Annotated in this window: 13 protein-coding genes; 10 read left to right on the top strand and 3 right to left on the bottom strand. The window is 37.1% G+C overall.

Going from position 1 to position 18,572, the window contains the following annotated elements:
- Window positions 1–37: 37 nt before the first annotated feature.
- From J5J03_RS11800 to J5J03_RS11785, 4 genes are all read left to right on the top strand, one after another.
- Window positions 38–529, top strand: coding sequence for a PTS sugar transporter subunit IIA (locus J5J03_RS11800; RefSeq protein WP_208589752.1), 492 nt, complete (start codon window positions 38–40; stop codon window positions 527–529).
- A 41-nt stretch (window positions 530–570) separates the two neighbouring features.
- Window positions 571–1,386, top strand: a complete 816-nt coding sequence (locus J5J03_RS11795; RefSeq protein ID WP_208589751.1) for a PRD domain-containing protein — start codon at window positions 571–573, stop codon at window positions 1,384–1,386.
- Between the two features lie 31 nt (window positions 1,387–1,417).
- Window positions 1,418–2,881, top strand: coding sequence for an N-acetylglucosamine-specific PTS transporter subunit IIBC (nagE, locus tag J5J03_RS11790; RefSeq protein WP_208589749.1), 1,464 nt, complete (start codon window positions 1,418–1,420; stop codon window positions 2,879–2,881).
- 226 nt (window positions 2,882–3,107) lie between these two features.
- Window positions 3,108–5,003, top strand: a complete 1,896-nt coding sequence (locus tag J5J03_RS11785; protein ID WP_208589748.1) for a PrkA family serine protein kinase — start codon at window positions 3,108–3,110, stop codon at window positions 5,001–5,003.
- A gap of 271 nt (window positions 5,004–5,274) precedes the next feature.
- Here the strand turns inward: J5J03_RS11785 and panF are convergent, their stop codons facing one another.
- Complete coding sequence (gene panF, locus J5J03_RS11780; protein ID WP_208589747.1) at window positions 5,275–6,702, bottom strand: sodium/pantothenate symporter; 1,428 nt, start codon at window positions 6,700–6,702, stop codon at window positions 5,275–5,277.
- Window positions 6,699–6,974, bottom strand: a complete 276-nt coding sequence (locus tag J5J03_RS11775) for a YhdT family protein (protein WP_208589746.1) — start codon at window positions 6,972–6,974, stop codon at window positions 6,699–6,701. The genes panF and J5J03_RS11775 overlap by 4 nt, the downstream gene beginning before the upstream one ends.
- 394 nt (window positions 6,975–7,368) lie before the next feature.
- On the opposite strand from J5J03_RS11775, the gene J5J03_RS11770 reads away from it, so the two are divergent.
- The 5 genes from J5J03_RS11770 to J5J03_RS11750 all read left to right on the top strand — a co-directional run bounded on the left by J5J03_RS11770 (window position 7,369) and on the right by J5J03_RS11750 (window position 15,072).
- Window positions 7,369–10,239 carry a 2-oxoglutarate dehydrogenase E1 component gene (locus tag J5J03_RS11770; protein WP_208589745.1) on the top strand — a complete coding sequence of 957 codons (2,871 nt, stop codon included), beginning with the start codon at window positions 7,369–7,371 and terminating at the stop codon, window positions 10,237–10,239.
- Window positions 10,226–11,500: a 2-oxoglutarate dehydrogenase complex dihydrolipoyllysine-residue succinyltransferase gene (odhB, locus tag J5J03_RS11765; RefSeq protein ID WP_208589743.1), complete on the top strand. Its 1,275-nt coding sequence runs from the start codon at window positions 10,226–10,228 to the stop codon at window positions 11,498–11,500. The genes J5J03_RS11770 and odhB overlap by 14 nt, the downstream gene beginning before the upstream one ends.
- A gap of 453 nt (window positions 11,501–11,953) precedes the next feature.
- On the top strand, window positions 11,954–13,108 hold the full coding sequence (gene yhbH, locus J5J03_RS11760; protein ID WP_208589741.1) for a sporulation protein YhbH: 1,155 nt from the start codon (window positions 11,954–11,956) through the stop codon (window positions 13,106–13,108).
- A 165-nt stretch (window positions 13,109–13,273) separates the two neighbouring features.
- Window positions 13,274–13,762 carry a DUF4367 domain-containing protein gene (locus J5J03_RS11755; protein WP_208589739.1) on the top strand — a complete coding sequence of 163 codons (489 nt, stop codon included), beginning with the start codon at window positions 13,274–13,276 and terminating at the stop codon, window positions 13,760–13,762.
- Between the two features lie 119 nt (window positions 13,763–13,881).
- On the top strand, window positions 13,882–15,072 hold the full coding sequence (locus J5J03_RS11750; protein ID WP_208589737.1) for a NupC/NupG family nucleoside CNT transporter: 1,191 nt from the start codon (window positions 13,882–13,884) through the stop codon (window positions 15,070–15,072).
- Between the two features lie 427 nt (window positions 15,073–15,499).
- On the opposite strand, the gene J5J03_RS11745 is transcribed toward J5J03_RS11750, so the two are convergent.
- Entirely contained in the window at window positions 15,500–16,381 is an 882-nt protein-coding gene (locus J5J03_RS11745) for a phosphotransferase (protein WP_208589875.1), read from the bottom strand.
- 496 nt (window positions 16,382–16,877) lie between these two features.
- Here J5J03_RS11745 and J5J03_RS11740 point away from each other — a divergent pair, with 496 nt between their 5' ends.
- Window positions 16,878–18,488, top strand: coding sequence for a glycoside hydrolase family 43 protein (locus J5J03_RS11740; RefSeq protein WP_208589736.1), 1,611 nt, complete (start codon window positions 16,878–16,880; stop codon window positions 18,486–18,488).
- Window positions 18,489–18,572 lie beyond the last annotated feature (84 nt).

The following is an 18,572-nucleotide window of genomic DNA, read 5'->3' as shown; positions in this document are numbered from 1 at the left end:
TGTTTGAAAGAAAATCATAGCAAAAGGAGACTGAATAATGTTTAAGAACTTGTTTAAAAAATCTTCTACCCCTATACAATTAAAAGCACCTATTACTGGAAAAATAGTACCCCTTGAAAAAGTACCGGATCCTGTTTTTAGTCAAAAAATGATGGGGGAAGGAGTTGCGATCATACCGAAAGAAGATAATATTGTCGCACCTATTGAAGGAACGATTATTCAAATTGCACCCAGTAAGCATGCAATTGGATTAAAAACGCCAAATGACATGGAAATACTTATCCATGTTGGATTAGAAACTGTTTCCTTAGATGGCGAGGGATTTCGTATCTTAGTAAAAGAGGGAGATCATGTTTCAGTTGGTGATCGGTTAATGGAGGCGGATTTGGGTTATATTCGTAATAAAGTAGAACATATTATAACTCCGATAGTCATTACTAATAGTAACCAAAATGAGAACGAGTATAACCTAACCTTAGAAAAGGAATGTGTAGCTGGGAAGACAACGGTGTTAACGATTAGTGGATAGTGTTAGGAATGACGACTTCTGCCAAGAATGGAGATGATGGAATGAAATTGAAAAAAATTTTGAATAATAACGCTGTACTTGTAACGGACCAAGAAGTAGAAAAAGTAGCGATTGGCACTGGCATTGCATTCGGTAAGAAAAAGAATGATGTCATTAACCTACAGAAAGTCGAACAGCTTTTTGTAATGAAGGAAAATGAAAAATTACAGCAGCTGTTGGATCGAATTCCAGAGGAACATTTTCTTATTTCAGAAGAAATTATTTCCTATGCTGAAAAGTATCTTGGCACTAAGTTAAGTGAGCATATTCATATTGCTTTGACAGACCATATTTCATTCGCGATTGAACGGATACAGGATGGTATTCTTCTCCAAAATAAGCTTTTAAATGAAATAAAGATATTGTATCGAAATGAATATGAAATTGGTTTATGGGCAGTTCAGCGAATGCGTGAAAAATATAATATAGATGTTCCGATTGATGAAGCGGCTCATATTGCTCTGCATATTCATACGATGAAGCTTCAAGGGGGTGATTACCGTCAGACGATTAAGCATACTGCCATTGTAAGAGAAATGATTCAACTTATCATGCAGAAAATGGAGATGACATATAGAGAAGATGATATATCTTATCAAAGGCTTGTTACCCATTTACATTTTGCTTTATCTCGAGTGAGTCACTATGAAATGCATGAATTAGATCATGAAATGTTATCGATGATTCAAAAGAAGTTTGCGGATGCTTATCAATGCACCAAGGAAGTAACAAATATTATCCAAAACAAGTATGATATTTATTTTCCTGAATCAGAGCTCGGCTATATTACGATTCACCTTAATAGAATTAAACAGTAATTAAATTTTTTTAATATAGGAGGAACTAATGATGGTTATGAAATATCTTCAAAATATCGGTAGATCGTTAATGTTACCGGTTGCCGTATTGCCAGCCGCTGCGATATTAATGGGGATTGGCTATTGGATGGACCCGGAAGGTTGGGGGGAAGCAAATGTAATAGCAGCCTTTTTAATTAAAGCTGGTGAATCTATTGTTTCCGGTGAAAGTATGTCAATACTATTTGCGGTAGGTATAGCCTTTGGGATGTCCAAAGACAAGGATGGTTCTGCTGCATTGAGTGGGTTAGTAGCTTATCTAGTTATTACGACCTTGCTATCGACGGAATCTGTAGCACTGTTGCAAGGTGTTGATCCAGAAAATGTGAATGCTGCATTTGGCGGTATTGAAAATCAATTTATCGGAATTATCTCAGGTATTGTTGCTTCTATTATGTATAATCGATTTAGTCATGTGAAATTGCCAGATGCTTTTGCGTTTTTTAGTGGTAAGCGTTTAGTCCCAATCATGACAGCGGTATCTAGTTTAATTGTATCTGCCGTTCTATTCTTTGTTTGGCCGGTTGTCTATTCTGGATTAGTTTCATTCGGTAAGGCAATTTTAGATTTAGATGCAATCGGTGCAGGTTTATATGGCTTTTTCAATCGATTATTAATACCGACTGGCCTTCATCATGCCTTAAACTCCGTTTTCTGGTTTGATGTTGCAGGGATCAATGATATTGCGAATTTTTGGTCCGGAGAAGGCGAAAAAGGTGTTACTGGTATGTACATGGCAGGCTTCTTCCCGGTAATGATGTTTGGTTTACCAGCAGCAGCATTAGCAATGTATCATACAGCTAAAACTACAAGAAAGAAAACAGCGGCATCGTTACTTTTAGCAGCAGGCTTTGCCTCCTTTTTTACTGGTGTAACAGAACCGTTAGAATTTTCTTTTATGTTCCTAGCTCCTGCATTATATGTAGTGCATGCATTGTTAACAGGTATTTCCCTGGCTGTGGCAGCTACATTTAATTGGACAGCAGGTTTTGGATTTAGTGCAGGCTTTGTTGACTTCTTTTTAAGCTCACGATTACCATTAGCTAATCAACCACTAATGTTACTTGTTCAAGGATTAGTTATCGCTGTCATTTATTACGCATTATTCCGTTTCTTAATCACGAAATTTAATTTCAAAACACCAGGTCGGGAAGATGATGTAGAGCTGCAGTCCGAAAATGTGAATCAGGAATCTTCTTCTAATGATGATATAGCCGCAATGGCCAAAGAAATTTATGCTGGATTAGGCGGAGATGAAAATGTAGTTACGTTAGATAATTGTGTGACACGATTAAGATTAGACGTTAAAGATATGGATGCCGTTGACCAACAAAGAATAAAAAATACTGGTGTACCAGGAATTAATATTGTAGGTAAAAATAGCATCCAAGTAATAGTTGGAACTCAAGTGCAATTTGTAGCAGATGAAATCAAAAAAATACGAAAACCACATTAAGTAACTGAGCATGGAGATTAGTTCTCCATGCTTTTCTTATAGGCCTTTTGGTGAATATTAAACGTTTCTGGACTCTTACTTATCCTGACAAATCAATCTGCTTTCTTATCGATACTCGATTCATTTTTTGCCTTGCTCCCACATAGATATAGATATGGCAACTACTGAACCTATTACATCATGCTTGGAAGCATAAGCAAGGTTTACATTATTGGGAGGTTGTTCTATGGATATCTTAAGAAGGGTGCAAGAATATCGTCAAACACAAGATGCCTTGAAATGGGAAGGTACATTTGCAGAGTATCTTGAATTGTTGAAAGAAAAACCGTACCTTGCACAATCTGCTCATTCCCGTATCTACCAGATGATAAAAGATGAAGGAGTAGAAGAAGAAAACGGTGTGCGTAAATATAACTTCTTCAGCCATGAATTATTTGGTTTGGAAGAAGCATTAGAGAAATTGGTTGAAGAATATTTTCATCCGGCTGCGAAAAGGCTAGATGTTAAAAAGCGGATTTTATTATTAATGGGACCGGTAAGTGGCGGGAAATCCACTTTGGTCACATTATTAAAAAGAGGTTTAGAGAAGTACACGTTGACAGATAGAGGGGCGGTGTATGCCATTAAAGATTGTCCTATGCATGAAAACCCACTGCACCTGATACCACAGCATTTGAGATCAGATTTTGAAGAAGAGTATGGCATTAAAATTGAAGGAAGTTTATCTCCGTTAAACAGACTACGACTTGAGGAGGAATACGGCGGAAGAATTGAAGATGTTAAAATAGAGCGGATTTTTTTCTCAGAAGATAAACGAGTTGGTATCGGTACATTTAGCCCGTCCGATCCGAAATCACAGGATATTGCGGACCTTACCGGCTCAATTGATTTTTCTACGATTGCGACGTATGGATCTGAGTCAGACCCTCGAGCATACCGTTTTGACGGGGAGTTGAATAAAGCCAACCGCGGGCTGATGGAATTCCAGGAAATGCTCAAATGTGATGAGAAATTTCTCTGGCATTTACTTTCATTAACACAGGAAGGTAACTTTAAAGCAGGTCGATTTGCCTTGATCTCAGCAGATGAAATGATAGTAGCTCACACGAATGAATCTGAGTATCGTTCTTTTATTTCTAATAAAAAGAACGAGGCATTACACTCGAGAATGATTGTGATGCCGATTCCATATAACTTAAAATTAGATCAGGAAGAGCGAATATATCAAAAAATGATTGAAGAAAGTGATATCCAGGACGTTCACATCGCACCACATACATTGAAGATTGCAGCGATGTTTACAGTCCTGACGCGTTTGAAAGAATCTAAACAAAGTAATGTTACTTTGTTGAAAAAGCTTTATTTATACAACGATCAAGATGTCGAAGGGTTTAGTGATCAAGATGTAAATACGATGAAAAAGGAATATTCAGATGAAGGGATGACAGGTATTGATCCTCGTTATGTCATCAATCGTATCTCGTCGACGATTATCCGTAAAGAAATGCAGGCAATCAATGCGCTTGATGTATTGCGATCATTGAAAGATGGCTTGGATGATCATCCTTCGATTACGAAAGAACAAAAAGAAGATTATTTGGACTTCATTTCGATTGCCCGTAAAGAATATGATGAACTGGCGAAAAAAGAAGTACAGAAAGCATTTGTATATTCCTATGAAGAATCTGCCAAAACGCTGATGGACAATTATTTAGATAATGTGGAAGCATTTTGTAATAAAGCAAAATTACAGGATCCACTAACAGGTGAAGAAATGCACCCTGATGAGAAATTAATGCGTTCGATCGAGGAACAGATAGGAATTTCTGAAAATGCCAAGAAAGCATTCCGCGAAGAGATTCTTATCCGAATTTCAGCTTATGCACGCAAAGGCAAAAAGTTTGATTATCAATCACATGAACGCCTACGCGAAGCAATTCAAAAGAAATTATTTGCTGACTTGAAGGACGTAGTAAAAATTACCACTTCCACGAAAACACCAGATGAGCAGCAGTTGAAAAAAATGAATGAAGTAGTAGCAACTTTAGTAGAAGAGTATGGCTATAATACACAATCTGCTAATGATCTGTTGCGTTATGTTGGTAGCTTGTTGAATCGATAATAAGAAAGAGGCTAGGACGTAACTAAATAGGTAGAATAAGAATCCGAACAATCTGAACTAAGCGTAGGCAAAATACGCAGACTCCTGTGGGAATTCACGCGAGCCGAAGATCCACTGTGTGAAGTGTTTTTCTTCACACAGTTAGCTCAAGATCGCCCACGGAAAGCGAAGTATTTTGCCGAAGCGGTATGTGTACTCAGACTTTCATGTTCGGATTTTTCCTATCTAATTACCCTTTTGTCCCAGCTTCTTTGTAAAGTGTCCAATAAATTTACAGCACTTTGTTTCTCAAGCTCAAACTAGCCCCTACATAGGCAATCAGTGAAATCGCTATCGAAGAGACAACTGAATGCATGCCGAATGGTTCTGGATAAACGGCTTGAAATAAAATATACGAGCTGAAGCCTGTGATAATCGCCGCGATTGCTCCATATTTATTTCCTTTTTTCCAATAGATACCCATTACAACCGGCCAAATAAATGCAGCTTCCAACCCGCCAATAGTATATAGATTCAGCCAAATGATTAAATCAGGTGGATTAATTGCAATTAAGTATACAATCAAACCTAAAATAGCGGTTATGGTCATGCTTAATGTACGAACTTTTTTCTTAGAGGCTGTTGGCTGTATGTAATTAAGATAGACGTCTTTAACAATGGTTGAGCTGACTAATAATAGCAAGGAATCAACTGTCGACATGATGGCTGCGAGTGGTGCTGCCAGCACAATTCCTGCCAACCAAGCTGGTAATACTTCTAAAGCAATTAACGGGATTACTGTATCAGGTACTTCAACACCTGGCAAAATCGGACGAGCAAATACCCCGATTAAATGCATGTTTAACATAATAACACCGACGACAATAGTACCAATGATTAGAGCACGATGAAATGATTTCGTGTTTTTATAGGACATAGCCCGAACCACAATTTGCGGTAAAGCCACTACACCAACACCAACCAATATCCAAAAAGAGGATACGTATTGTGGTGATAAGCTTCCATCTGCCCCGTATGGTGTAATTAGATTAGGATTCTCAGCACGAAGGTTAGCCATGATCGAAGAAATACCGCCCCCTGCTATAATGATCGATGCCAGTAGGATGACAGTTCCGATAATCATAATCGTTCCTTGAATGGAATCCGTCAAAGTTACTGCGCGAAACCCACCGAATGTAACATAAATGAGTACAGTTAAAACAAAAATAAGCAAAGCAGAATGATAGGATAAGCCAGTAATAGATTCGATTAATCGGCCTCCGCCAATCCATTGAGCGGCCATGGCTGAAAATAAAAAGACTATAATACTGAATGAAGACAATAATACAACCCATTTGGATTGGTATCTTTCTTTTAGAAAGTCTACCATCGTGATCGCTTTATATTTTTTTGCGGTGATTGCAAATCTTTTTCCGAGAATCATTAAGGTGAAATAGCCTGTGGAGACCTGGATAACAGATAATAATACCCAACCTAACCCTTCATTGTAGGCTACCCCGGGCCCACCGATAAAACTACTGGCACTTCCGTATGTTGCAGTCATTGTCATCGCTAAGACAAATCCGCCTAAGCTGCGTCCGCCTAAATAATAATCTTCCATAAAGGAAGCACTTGTATTAGTCGTTCTGCTCGCCAATAAACCAATAAAAAAAATAATGGCAACGGAACTGAATAATGTGATAGATGCTACTAAATTCATGATTGTTCGAACTCCTCATCATCAAAAGGTAAATCAGTGAAAAAGAATTTTACGATAATAAATACAAGAATGGACATAATGATAATACCAGCAATACAGCTATAGAAAAACCAAGCAGGAAATCCTAAAATATATTGATACTCAGCAGGTTCTTTTTTTCCTAAGCCATAAGCAAAAGCAAACCACCAGATAAAGTGAAATACTACTAAAATGACGCCAATGAGTGCTTCACGATTGGCTATTTTAATAGGATTTTTATCTTGTTCTTTCATTTTACATTTTCCTCCTTACCATAGTCCTATCTTAAAAGTAAATCATATCAGAGAGTCGGTGACAAATGCATGGCTCGTATTAATGATTTAGATTCACTAAAATAACTATAAACAATAGCACATTATTAAGTTTAGAATGGTAAAAAAGTGTGAAGTAATATCCCTTTTTTGTAAGCATTCTCATGAACGATCATAATGTACCTTTTAACGCATAAAATCGAGCTTTTTTAAGCTTTTTTTATACTTAATAAACTTTTCCAAAAAATCGTAACTTATATGTTGTTTCCCTAGGTAAAATAGGTTATATTTATTGATGTAATGTTTTACTCATTACAACATTTGGATGGGAGTTTAGTTTAGCAGGAGAAAGTGACTTCTAATGGGGGTATAAGACGTGACACAGCAGGAATCCAGTGAGAGATTCTGGAAAAAATTTTACGGTCCTAATATGGGCTATGTACAAGAGCAGTATGAACTTTATTTGGAAAACAAAGACTCTGTCGATTCATCCCTGAAAGAAATGTTTGATCAGTACGGAGCTCCAAAAGAATTAATGGAAGGACAGCAAGCAGAGGTAGCAAGCAGTAAAGGCTTATCATCTGATATAAGTGCGAAACAATTAACCTCAGCAATTAAGCTTGTTGAGGCTATTCGTCGTTATGGTCATTTGAAAGCTGATATTTACTCTGTAGGATCAGGTATTATGAGTGATACTACACTTGTTGATCCAAGCTATTACAATCTTAGTAAAGACATTTTGGAAGCGATTCCGTCTGAATGGGTTTGGGATGCCACTGTTCAAGGGGTGAACAATGCGCAGGACGTTGTTGATTATTTGTTAGCTCAATATGCAGGAACGATTTCATTTGAGTACGATCATGTAAACAATGACGAAGAGCGCTTGTGGTTCCAAGAGAATATTGAGTCTGGTAAGTATCGTTTTCCTTTCTCAGAAAAGGAGAAAAAAGAACTTCTTGGAAAGATCGTAGATGTAGAAGGTTTTGAAAATTTTCTAGCAAAAACTTTTGTAGCGCAGAAACGTTTTTCTATTGAAGGTTTGGAAATGATGGTTCCTATTTTAGACCGCATTGTTCAAAATTCCTTCTATGATGAAACAGAAGAAATACTGATGGGAATGGCGCACCGTGGAAGATTAAGTGTACTGACACACATTTTAGGTAAGCCATTTGATAAATTATTTTCTGAGTTTCATCCGTCAGCAGATAAGGAATTAGTGCCTTCTTCACCAGGTTCGAGAGCGATTACGTACGGATGGACTGGTGATGTGAAATATCATTTTGGTGCAAAACGCGATGTCGGGGAAGAGAAACCATCTCCAACGAAAATTACATTAGCACATAACCCTTCACATTTGGAGTTTGTTAACCCAGTTGTAGAAGGTTTTACAAGAGCAGCACAAGATTTTCGTTTCCAAAAAGGTAGTCCAGAGCAAAATGTCAATAAAGCATTTAGTATTTTGATTCATGGTGATGCGGCATTTATTGGCGAAGGTGTAGTAGCAGAAACCTTTAACCTTAGTGCGTTAGACGGCTATCGAACAGGTGGAACATTGCATATCATTGCGAATAACTTAGTAGGTTTTACAACTGGTCAGCGCCAGGGCCGTTCCACTAGGTATGCAAGTGACTTAGCGAAAGGCTTTGAAGTACCTATTATCCATGTTAATGCAGATGACCCGGAAGCTTGTATTTCAGCAGCAACATTAGCATATGATTACCGTAAAAAATTTCAAAAAGATGTGTTAATTGATTTAGTCGGTTACAGACGCTATGGTCACAATGAAATGGACGAACCACGTGCTACACAACCGAAATTGTATCAATCAATTGATCAACATCCAACTTGTGCCAATGTTTATGCTAAACGACTACAAGAAGAAGGAATTTTAGCAGAAAATACTTTTGAAGAAATGAAAGAAGCTGTTTTTAATAAATTACAAGGCATTTATGATGATATGACGGAAAGTGTTAATGAAAATCCCGAAGCATTGCCAGTACCACAGGCGTTGCGTAATGGATTGAGTGACATTGAAACATCGGTGCCAAAGGATTTACTACTTTCACTTAATAAGGGTCTATTAAAAAGACCAGAAGGTTTCCAATCCTTTAAGAAGCTCGAAAAAATATTATCTAAGCGTCATCATACATTTGAAAAAGATGAAAAAGCCGACTGGGCAGTAGCAGAAGCATTAGCCTATGCTTCGATTTTACAAGACGGTATTCCAATTCGGATTACAGGACAGGATTCAGAACGTGGAACATTTGCACACCGTCACTTAATGTTACATGATGTGGATTCAAGTGATACGTATTGCCCGATGCATGGACTGGATGAAGCAAAAGCGACATTCGACATTCACAACAGTCCATTATCTGAAGCTGCAGTACTAGGCTTTGAATACGGTTATAGTGTAAAAGCACCAAAAACATTAGTTATTTGGGAAGCACAATTCGGCGACTTTGCCAATGCAGGCCAAGTGATTTTTGATCAATTTATCTCGTCTGGTCGTGCGAAGTGGGATGAACGTTCTAATATGGTGATGTTATTACCACATGGTTATGAAGGGCAAGGGCCAGAGCACTCCAGTGCAAGAGCAGAGAGGTTCTTAACGATGGCAGCTGAAAATAACTGGATTGTTGCTAATGTAACAACCAGTGCACAATTCTTTCATCTGTTAAGACGCCAAGCGGCATTAGTTGATAGTGAAGCGGCTCGTCCATTAGTTGTTCTAACACCCAAGAGCTTGTTACGCAGTCCGCGAGTAGTGTCAACAATAGATGAGTTTACGAATGGTAAGTTCCAATCATTAATACCTCAGCCCGGCTTAGAGTTAACATCCAAAAAAGCGAAGCGATTATTAATTGGTACAGGGAAAGTTATGGTAGATATTCAAGACAAAATGAGTGAAAGCCCGGAGAAATATGAAGATATTCATGTCGTTCGGTTAGAACAAATCTATCCATTCCCTGACAAGAGGATTCAAGAGGTTATTGATGGATGCCCTAAATTGAAAGAAGTGGTTTGGGTACAAGAAGAACCACGTAACATGGGTGCATGGAACTTTGTAAAAGAATTGCTTTACAGAATGCTTGAGGATACAAAATTAGAATTACACTATGTTGGACGTACTGAACGTTCGTCACCATCCGTAGGTGATCCACACATACACAAAACAGAACAAAGACGCATAGTACAAAAAGCATTAGAGCTGTCTGAAGGAGGAGAAACCAATGAAGGAAATTAAAGTCCCAGAATTAGCAGAATCTATTACGGAAGGTACGATAGCAGAGTGGCTAGTTAGTGAGGGGGATTCCGTCGAGAAAGGTGATCCGATCTGTGAGCTGGAAACAGATAAAGTTAATGTAGAGGTTAATGCTGATTATTCAGGTGTAATTGCTGAATTTGTAAAAGACGAAGGTGAAGATGTAGAAGTAGGAGAAGTCATTGCGAAGATAAATGAAAGTGGTGAAGCTAGCGGAGGTTCAACGGAAAGCTCTGACGAAAAAGAAGAACCAAAAGCAAAAGAGGAAGAGAAAAAAGCAGAACCGAAGAAAGAAGAGCCAGCTAGTAAGGAAGCAACTGAACCGAAAAAAGCAGGCGATCAACAAAAAGTTGTCGCATCACCAGCTACGAGAAAACGTGCTCGTGAGTTAGGCATTGATCTGAATGATATTACTCCGGCAGATCCACTAGGACGTATTCGTTCAGAAGATGTCGAGAACGCAGCGAAATCTAAAAAAGCAGATAAGAAGTCTAAAGCAGATAATCAAGCAAAAGCTTCTAGTTCCAAAGAAGAGTTTGATAAACCAGTAGAGCGCGAGAAAATGACTCGCCGTCGTCAAACCATTGCTAATCGTCTTGTTGAAGCTCAACACACAGCAGCAATGCTTACAACATTTAATGAAGTAGACATGACTGCAGTGATGAAACTACGTAGCCAACGTAAAGATAAGTTTCAAGAAAAGCATGGTATTAAACTAGGCTTTATGTCGTTCTTTACTAAAGCGGTAGTTAGTGCATTGAAAGATTTCCCATACTTAAATGCAGAGATTCAAGAAAACGAGATTGTGAAGAAGAAATTCTATGATATCGGAATTGCTGTATCAACAGACGATGGTTTAGTTGTTCCAGTAGTACGTGATGCAGATCGTTTAGATTTTGCAGGTATAGAATCGCAAATCGCTGATTTAGGTACCAAAGCGAAAAATAAAGAACTGCAAATTAGTGACTTACAGGGCGGTTCTTTCACAATTACAAACGGTGGAATTTTTGGATCGCTATTATCAACACCAATTCTAAACTCGCCACAAGTTGGTATTTTAGGAATGCATACGATTCAAAAACGTCCAGTTGTAATGCCTGATGATTCCATTGAAGTTCGTCCAATGATGTATATCGCATTATCGTACGACCACCGTATCGTAGATGGAAAAGAAGCAGTACAATTCCTTGTACGCGTCAAACAATTATTAGAAGATCCATATGATCTATTATTAGAAGGCTAAGATCAACAGCACTCATCATTTTTAAATGGTGAGTGCTTTTTAAGATAGAGCACATAATACATATACTCCGAGGTAACGTGGATTTTCAAGTAAATCTGGGCTGATCGCGGACACTTGTTCCGCTATTTGTGACAAAAGTGCCGTTTTTAGGGTGGTCGCGGACATCTATTCCGCTATTCATTGAAAATAAAGCTAATGGAAGTCGAAATGAACCAAATAAGGGATTCAATGTCCGCCGAACCCGAAAAACGGGAGTTATTCCGTCAAATAACGCACTCTATGTCCGCTCTACAAACGTTCACTAGTTCTCAGTATGTATATACTAGACTAAGTTCTTTATGGACCATTGTTAAAATCATGACATTATAATCCATTTAATTTCTGTTAAAAATGCTTAATCATTCTCTTTTTCGTTGCATACAATAAAATAATACAAGCGAAGGAGGGAATTCGATGGCTGATGGTAACTTTGTGATTGCAGAGGAAGATTGGTCCCTCCATCGAAAAGGGTTTGATGACCAAAAACGACATCAAGACAAAATTAAGGAAGTATTAAAAAAGAAGCTACCAGATATTGTTAGCGAAGAAAATATTATTATGTCTCGAGGAAAAGAAATTATTCGTATTCCAATTCGCTCCTTGGACGAATATAAAATACGCTACAGTCAATCTAAAAACAAACATGTAGGTCAAGGAGATGGAGACAGCGAGGTAGGAGATGTCGTTGCTCAAGACCCACAAAAAGCGAAAAAGGGACAAAAAGGTGAGAAAGCTGGAAATCAACCTGGAGTAGACTATTATGAGGCAGAAGTAGATTTTGAGGAAGTAGAGGAAGCGTTTTTTTCACAACTTGAATTGCCCAATTTAATGGAGAAAGAACAAGATAACATTACGATAACTGATGTGGAGTTTCGTGATATACGTAAAAAAGGTTTAACAGGAAACATTGATAAGAAAAGAACAATGTTAGCATCTTATCGAAGAAATGCTCTAGAAGGGAATCCATCTTTTGCTCCAATTTATCCAGATGATTTACGTTATAAAACATGGGATAATATTGAAAAACCAGAATCAAAAGCAGTTGTGTTAGCCATGATGGATACAAGTGGCTCGATGGGGCAATTTGAAAAATATGTGGCACGCAGTTTCTACTTTTGGATGGTTCGCTTTTTACGGAAAAAATACGAAACAGTAGATGTGGAATTTATTGCCCATCATACAGAAGCAAAGGTGGTAGATGAGGAATCCTTTTTTACTAAAGGAGAAAGTGGTGGAACGATTTGTTCTTCTGCTTATCGAAAAGCATTAGAACTCGTCAATGAAAAGTATCCTGCTAGTCGTTATAACATTTATCCATTTCATTTTTCGGATGGTGATAACTTAACTTCCGATAATCGAAGGTCATTAGAAGCTGTTTATCGGTTATTAGAAAGTGCGAGTATGTTTTGCTATGGTGAAGTTAATCAATATAACCGGTATTCCACATTAATGCAAGCGTTCAAAGATGTTGATCATCCTCGGTTCAAACAATATGTGTTGAAAAATAGAGAAGATGTTTTCTACGCGATGAAGCACTTCTTCCATAAAAGTAACGTCGATGCTAAATAGTGTCGACGTTTTTACGTTTTTAGACAGATATGATTAATATTTTCTAAACATGCTATAATAAGTGCTAAAAGTTAACAAATTATTTGGATGTTTACTTCCAGTGAAACTTATTGCTTTTACTAATCGTCTAATAGTATACTAATGAATTTATGGAGGCAGGCAAGTATGAAGTTTTTTCAGCAAGTGGTGACAGCAAGCATAACTATTTTATTTTTGGCAGGATGTAATGCACAATCTGCTATACCTGAAGGCTTTTATTCATATGAGAAAGATGAAGTAGAAAAAGCCATGGAAAACCTCGAATTTACCGCAGAATTACCATCGTATGTTCCAATTGCTGCTGAGATACTTGTCACGGATCGTTTCTATTTGGAAGAGCTTGATAATGAAGCGTTTGATATTACCATGTTTACGGAAGCTAACGATATTTTTACCATACAGTTCATTAATGGAGAAAACTATCAAGATGAAAGTGATTTTAAAACCATTTCCATAAGTGATTCTTTGGAAGGCTATTATCAGGATCAACCATATTCCCAAATATTATATTGGGAAAAAGATGGTATTACATATCAATTGATTTATCGACCATCTGAAGAATCACTTTCAGAAGAAGAACTAGTGCAAGTAGCTAAATCTTTTCAATCTTCATAATTTTTAGACTTTTATTTACCCTCCCACAAGAAAACATTTTCATGCTAAAATAAGGTGTAATTCTACAGGTGATTGGGTAAGGTAGGAATAATAGTGTCTATTTTAAAGGAGGAAATTTTGTGGGAATTTTATTAGGAATTTTAGCAGTCATTATAGTACTAGCTATTGCATACGCGATGTCTAATGACCGTAAAAATGTTAATTTTGTTGGAATCGGACTCATGCTACTAGCACAAATTCTAACTACATGGTTTATGTTTATGACAACAATTGGTGAGGCTATCATCAATCGCATTTCTGCTTTATTTAATAAGCTAATCGAATTTGCAAGTGAAGGTGTAGCCTTCGTACTTGGAGGAGTTGCCATTGAAGAAGGCGCATCAGTATTCTTCTTCAATGTGTTATTGATCATTATCTTCTTTTCAACCTTATTATCCGTACTTACTTATTTAAGAATCCTGCCATTAATTATTAAATATTTTGGTTGGCTCATATCCAAAATTACCGGATTACCAAAAGTAGAATCTTTCAATGCAGTAAACAGTATGTTCTTTGGTCAATCTGAAGCACTTATTGCAATTAAATCACAGTTCCATCATTTAAATAATAATCGTTTATATATTGTGAGTGCCTCTGCGATGGGGTCTGTTTCAGCTTCCATTATCGGTGCTTATATTCAAATGCTACCGGCACAGTATGTATTAGTAGCTATTCCCTTGAATATGTTCAGTTCCCTTATTATTGCATCCCTTATTGCACCAGTGAAAGTGGATGATGAAAATGATGAAGTTGATGTTAAAAATGTTTCTGAAGCCAAAAGCTTTTTCGAAGCAATGGGGAATGGTGCATTAGATGGAGGTAAAATTGCTTTAATCGTAGCAGCCATGTTAATAGCCTTTATTGCGGCTTTAGAATTAGTAAACTGGGTCATTGCAGCGGTGTTCGCTGGCATAACCTTACAGGAAATTTTAGGTTATGTACTATATCCAATTGGTTTCCTAATGGGTATTGCTCCTGGAGAACTGGTCCAAGCTGGTGGTATTATGGGTACGAAGATTATTACAAATGAATTTGTAGCCATGTTAGAATTAGAACCATTAGTTGGTCAATTATCAGAAAAAACGGTTGGAATTGTTACGGTATTCCTAACTAGTTTCGCTAACTTCTCTTCTATCGGTATCATTGCAGGTACAGTACAAGGAATTGATAGTGAAAAAGGTGCATCTGTTTCTAAATTTGGTATGAAATTATTAATTGGTGCAACATTAGGTTCTATCCTATCTGCAACAATTGCAGGTCTATTCTTATAAGAGGATCAAGATCGGTTCCATTATAAAAATGAGGGGGAATACATATTAGACATGTCTAATATGTATTCCCTTTTTTACTTGTAAGGAAAGTATATAAACATTGGTATCATAACTTTTTTAAAGATTTCAATACTATATTTTAGCGTTTTATGGAATAATAATCCAAGTTGTTAGTTCTGACATATGTTGTAGAGCAGTACTTAGCGTAGGCCGTCCACTTTCACTCCTGTGGGAATTGTTTGACCTGAAGATCCACTTTTCCGAGCGGTTTTGGCTCGAAAAAGTTAGCTGAAGGGCAAACCTCACGGAAAGGGAAGTGGGCAGCAGAAGTGGTGGTCAAGCTGTTCCAATATTTCATCATTACTACCAAAGTAATCGAAATCCAATTAGCATTTAATAAAGGACCGGCGAAGTTTGCCGGTTTTTCTTAACCTTCAATAAATTTCAATGCACATCGGAAATGGTGATTGGTGAGCCCTTTCGCAAATTCTTGGTCAGGAAAGCCCCTGTGAAGCAGCTTTAAACCACCTGAAATTAACGATATATGATGATGGAATTGATAGAATAACATCCGGTTAGGATCGAGGTTATCATTCTTCAAATAACGGTAATAATCCCCAAAACGTAATTGTAAAAAACTATGTTCATGCTCAATATCAAAGAATGAAGCCCCTTCTATATCGATCAAATATGGCTCTAAATGGTCATTAACTAATACATGGTCAGGCCCCAGTTCCCCATGTATAAATCCATAACGACTTCTAGGTTCAATTCTTGATTCAAGCTGATGTAAAGTATTGAGTAGCCTGCTGTGATTGGTTCGAATGCTCTCCATGTATTGGGAGGCATAGGATAGCTGCCTTTTAGCATTTTCCATTTTTAAAAGATGACAATTTTTCGTGTTGGCCCCACTATGATTTAGTTTACCGTACGTGTATCTTTCGTTGGCATGCATACTAGTCACTAAATCCCCAAGTCGCTGAAACAATTTATCTTGAATCACTGAATCAGGATGATGGAAATAAGCTTCTGCTTTTTGTCCATCTACATATTCAACAAGGGCATAATCAAAAGAGTAACGGCTTTTTTCATTATTCAGATTATAAAGAGTGGGTGTGCGTATTCCTTGTTGTGTTAAATACTTATTGTTTAATTCAAATAAATCACTGCCATAGGATTGCTCCGTTGTATCTTCGTCTGCTTTTTCTTCTGAGAAATAATTCATCGTAAGATCCCACACATATAGAACACAAGAAAATCCATTACTGCATTCGATTTTATAGACTACCTTTTGTGTACCACCATGCATTTTCGTTACACTTGAAACCAAATAACTAGTACCGAAGACTTCTTCTACATAGTCCTGCAAATCAGATTGATCGAGGTGACAAATGAATTTCAATGGATTACACTCCTTGTCATAGTTTTTGCCGGCAACTAAACTATATTAAATATCTAACGAAAAATATAGACTGTTTTTTTATAATTTGTTATGATGGATAATGAAGTCTGGAAAAAATTAGATTATAAAATAAAAAAGAGTGGATCCATCACAAAGACTGGTGATAGATGCCACTCTTTTATTATTATATTGAATTAGACCTCTTTTCACTTGATCTATCAAAAGAAAAGGGTGCTTTATTAGATGGACCCAATGAGGAAAAAATGTTCGTTTTCGTCAGGGTATATAAGTCTTGTACAAAAAATCACAAAAACTTAGTTTATCCATTATACTTTGTGTTGATTTTATGCTATACTATGGATTGTAAAATTAAACGTTTACAAAACAAAGTAGGGGTGAAATAATGGCTACAATTCAAAATCCAATTTTAACAGGCTTTAATCCAGATCCAAGTATTTGCAGAGTAGGGGAAGATTATTATATCGCTGTATCCACATTTGAATGGTTTCCGGGAGTGGGTATCTTTCATTCGAAAGATTTAAAAAACTGGCGTTTAGCGTCAAGACCACTTAATAGACTTAGTCAATTAAACATGAAAGGTAACCCTAACTCAGGTGGTATTTGGGCACCACAGTTATCGTATCATGATGATCAATTCTATTTAATCTACACAGATGTGAAAGTTGTAAACGGTAACTGGAAAGATTCTCATAACTATTTGGCAACTTGTAACACGATTGATGGTGAATGGTCAGATCCAATTTACCTAAACAGCTCAGGTTTTGATCCGTCTCTTTTCCATGATGATGATGGTAAAAAATACTTAGTAAACATGAAATGGGACCACCGTGTAGGACATCATAATTTCTACGGAATTGTTTTACAGGAATATGATCATAGGCAGCAGAAACTTGTTGGTAAATCGCAAGTTATTTTCAAAGGAACTGATATTAAATTAACTGAAGCACCGCATTTATATAAGTGGAATGGCTACTACTATTTATTAACAGCTGAAGGTGGTACAAAATTTGACCATTGTGCCACGTTAGCACGTTCTAAAGAGCTTACTGGACCATATGAAGTACATCCAGAAAATCCACTTATTACATCATGGCCGTATCCAAGAAATCCGTTGCAAAAAGCTGGACATGCGTCTATTGTACAAACACATACAGATGAATGGATCCTTGTCCATTTAACGGGGCGTGTTTTACCAAGAGAAGGACAACCTTTATTAGATCCTCGAGGCTATTGTCCATTAGGTCGTGAAACGGCAATTCAGCGTCTAGAGTGGAAAGATGACTGGCCATATGTTGTCGGTGGCAACCAGCCTTCGTTAGAAATTGAAGGTCCAGATATCGAAGAAGTAAAATGGGATCCTGATTATCCTACAAAAGATGATTTCAATTCTGAAGAATTAAACCTTCATTTCCAAAGTTTACGCATCCCTTTGGGTGAAGATATCGTTTCATTAAAAGATAATCCTGGCCATTTACGTTTATATGGTAGAGAATCACTTACTTCTTTATTTACTCAATCATTTATTGCAAGACGTTGGCAACATTTTAATTTTAGAGCGGAAACGAAAGTTGCGTTCCAGCCGGAGGATTTCCAACAGTCAGCTGGTTTGGTGAATTACTATAATACAGAGAATTGGACATCGTTCCAAATTTCATGGGATGAAGAAAAAGGTCGTATCTTAGAGTTAATGACTTGCGATAATTTTACATTTGGACAACCGATCAAAGGAAACGAAATGGAGATTCCTGAGGATGCTGAATATGTTTATTTGCGCGTGGATGTAAAAACAGCTATCTACACATATTCTTATTCCTTTGACGGAGAAACTTGGCATACAGTACCGGTTGAATTTGAAGCCTACAAGCTATCAGATGATTATATCCAAGGCGGTGGATTCTTTACAGGTGCGTTTGTAGGTATGCAGTGTCAAGATACATCAGGTCAAAACAAACATGCTGATTTTGATTATTTTATCTATGATCCAGTAGAATAAATATTTAAAAGAAGTCTCATAATGAGTGAGGCTTCTTTTTTTATCATCAAACGTTTAAAATAGTAAGAAAGTGGAATAACATTC

This window comes from Gracilibacillus suaedae, from assembly GCF_017599345.1.
Classification (GTDB): domain Bacteria; phylum Bacillota; class Bacilli; order Bacillales; family Amphibacillaceae; genus Gracilibacillus; species Gracilibacillus suaedae.
The sequence above is the reverse complement of the archived record's forward strand: the minus strand, read 5'-3'. Positions and strand labels throughout refer to the sequence as shown.

Coding starts and splice junctions, on each gene's coding strand:
- J5J03_RS11800 (WP_208589752.1), top strand. CDS start 38: ATGTTTAAGAACTTGTTTAAAAAATCTTCTACCCCTATACAATTAAAA.
- J5J03_RS11795 (WP_208589751.1), top strand. CDS start 571: ATGAAATTGAAAAAAATTTTGAATAATAACGCTGTACTTGTAACGGAC.
- nagE (WP_208589749.1), top strand. CDS start 1,418: ATGGTTATGAAATATCTTCAAAATATCGGTAGATCGTTAATGTTACCG.
- J5J03_RS11785 (WP_208589748.1), top strand. CDS start 3,108: ATGGATATCTTAAGAAGGGTGCAAGAATATCGTCAAACACAAGATGCC.
- panF (WP_208589747.1), bottom strand. CDS start 6,702: ATGAATTTAGTAGCATCTATCACATTATTCAGTTCCGTTGCCATTATT.
- J5J03_RS11775 (WP_208589746.1), bottom strand. CDS start 6,974: ATGAAAGAACAAGATAAAAATCCTATTAAAATAGCCAATCGTGAAGCA.
- odhB (WP_208589743.1), top strand. CDS start 10,226: ATGAAGGAAATTAAAGTCCCAGAATTAGCAGAATCTATTACGGAAGGT.
- yhbH (WP_208589741.1), top strand. CDS start 11,954: ATGGCTGATGGTAACTTTGTGATTGCAGAGGAAGATTGGTCCCTCCAT.
- J5J03_RS11755 (WP_208589739.1), top strand. CDS start 13,274: ATGAAGTTTTTTCAGCAAGTGGTGACAGCAAGCATAACTATTTTATTT.
- J5J03_RS11745 (WP_208589875.1), bottom strand. CDS start 16,381: ATGCATGGTGGTACACAAAAGGTAGTCTATAAAATCGAATGCAGTAAT.
- J5J03_RS11740 (WP_208589736.1), top strand. CDS start 16,878: ATGGCTACAATTCAAAATCCAATTTTAACAGGCTTTAATCCAGATCCA.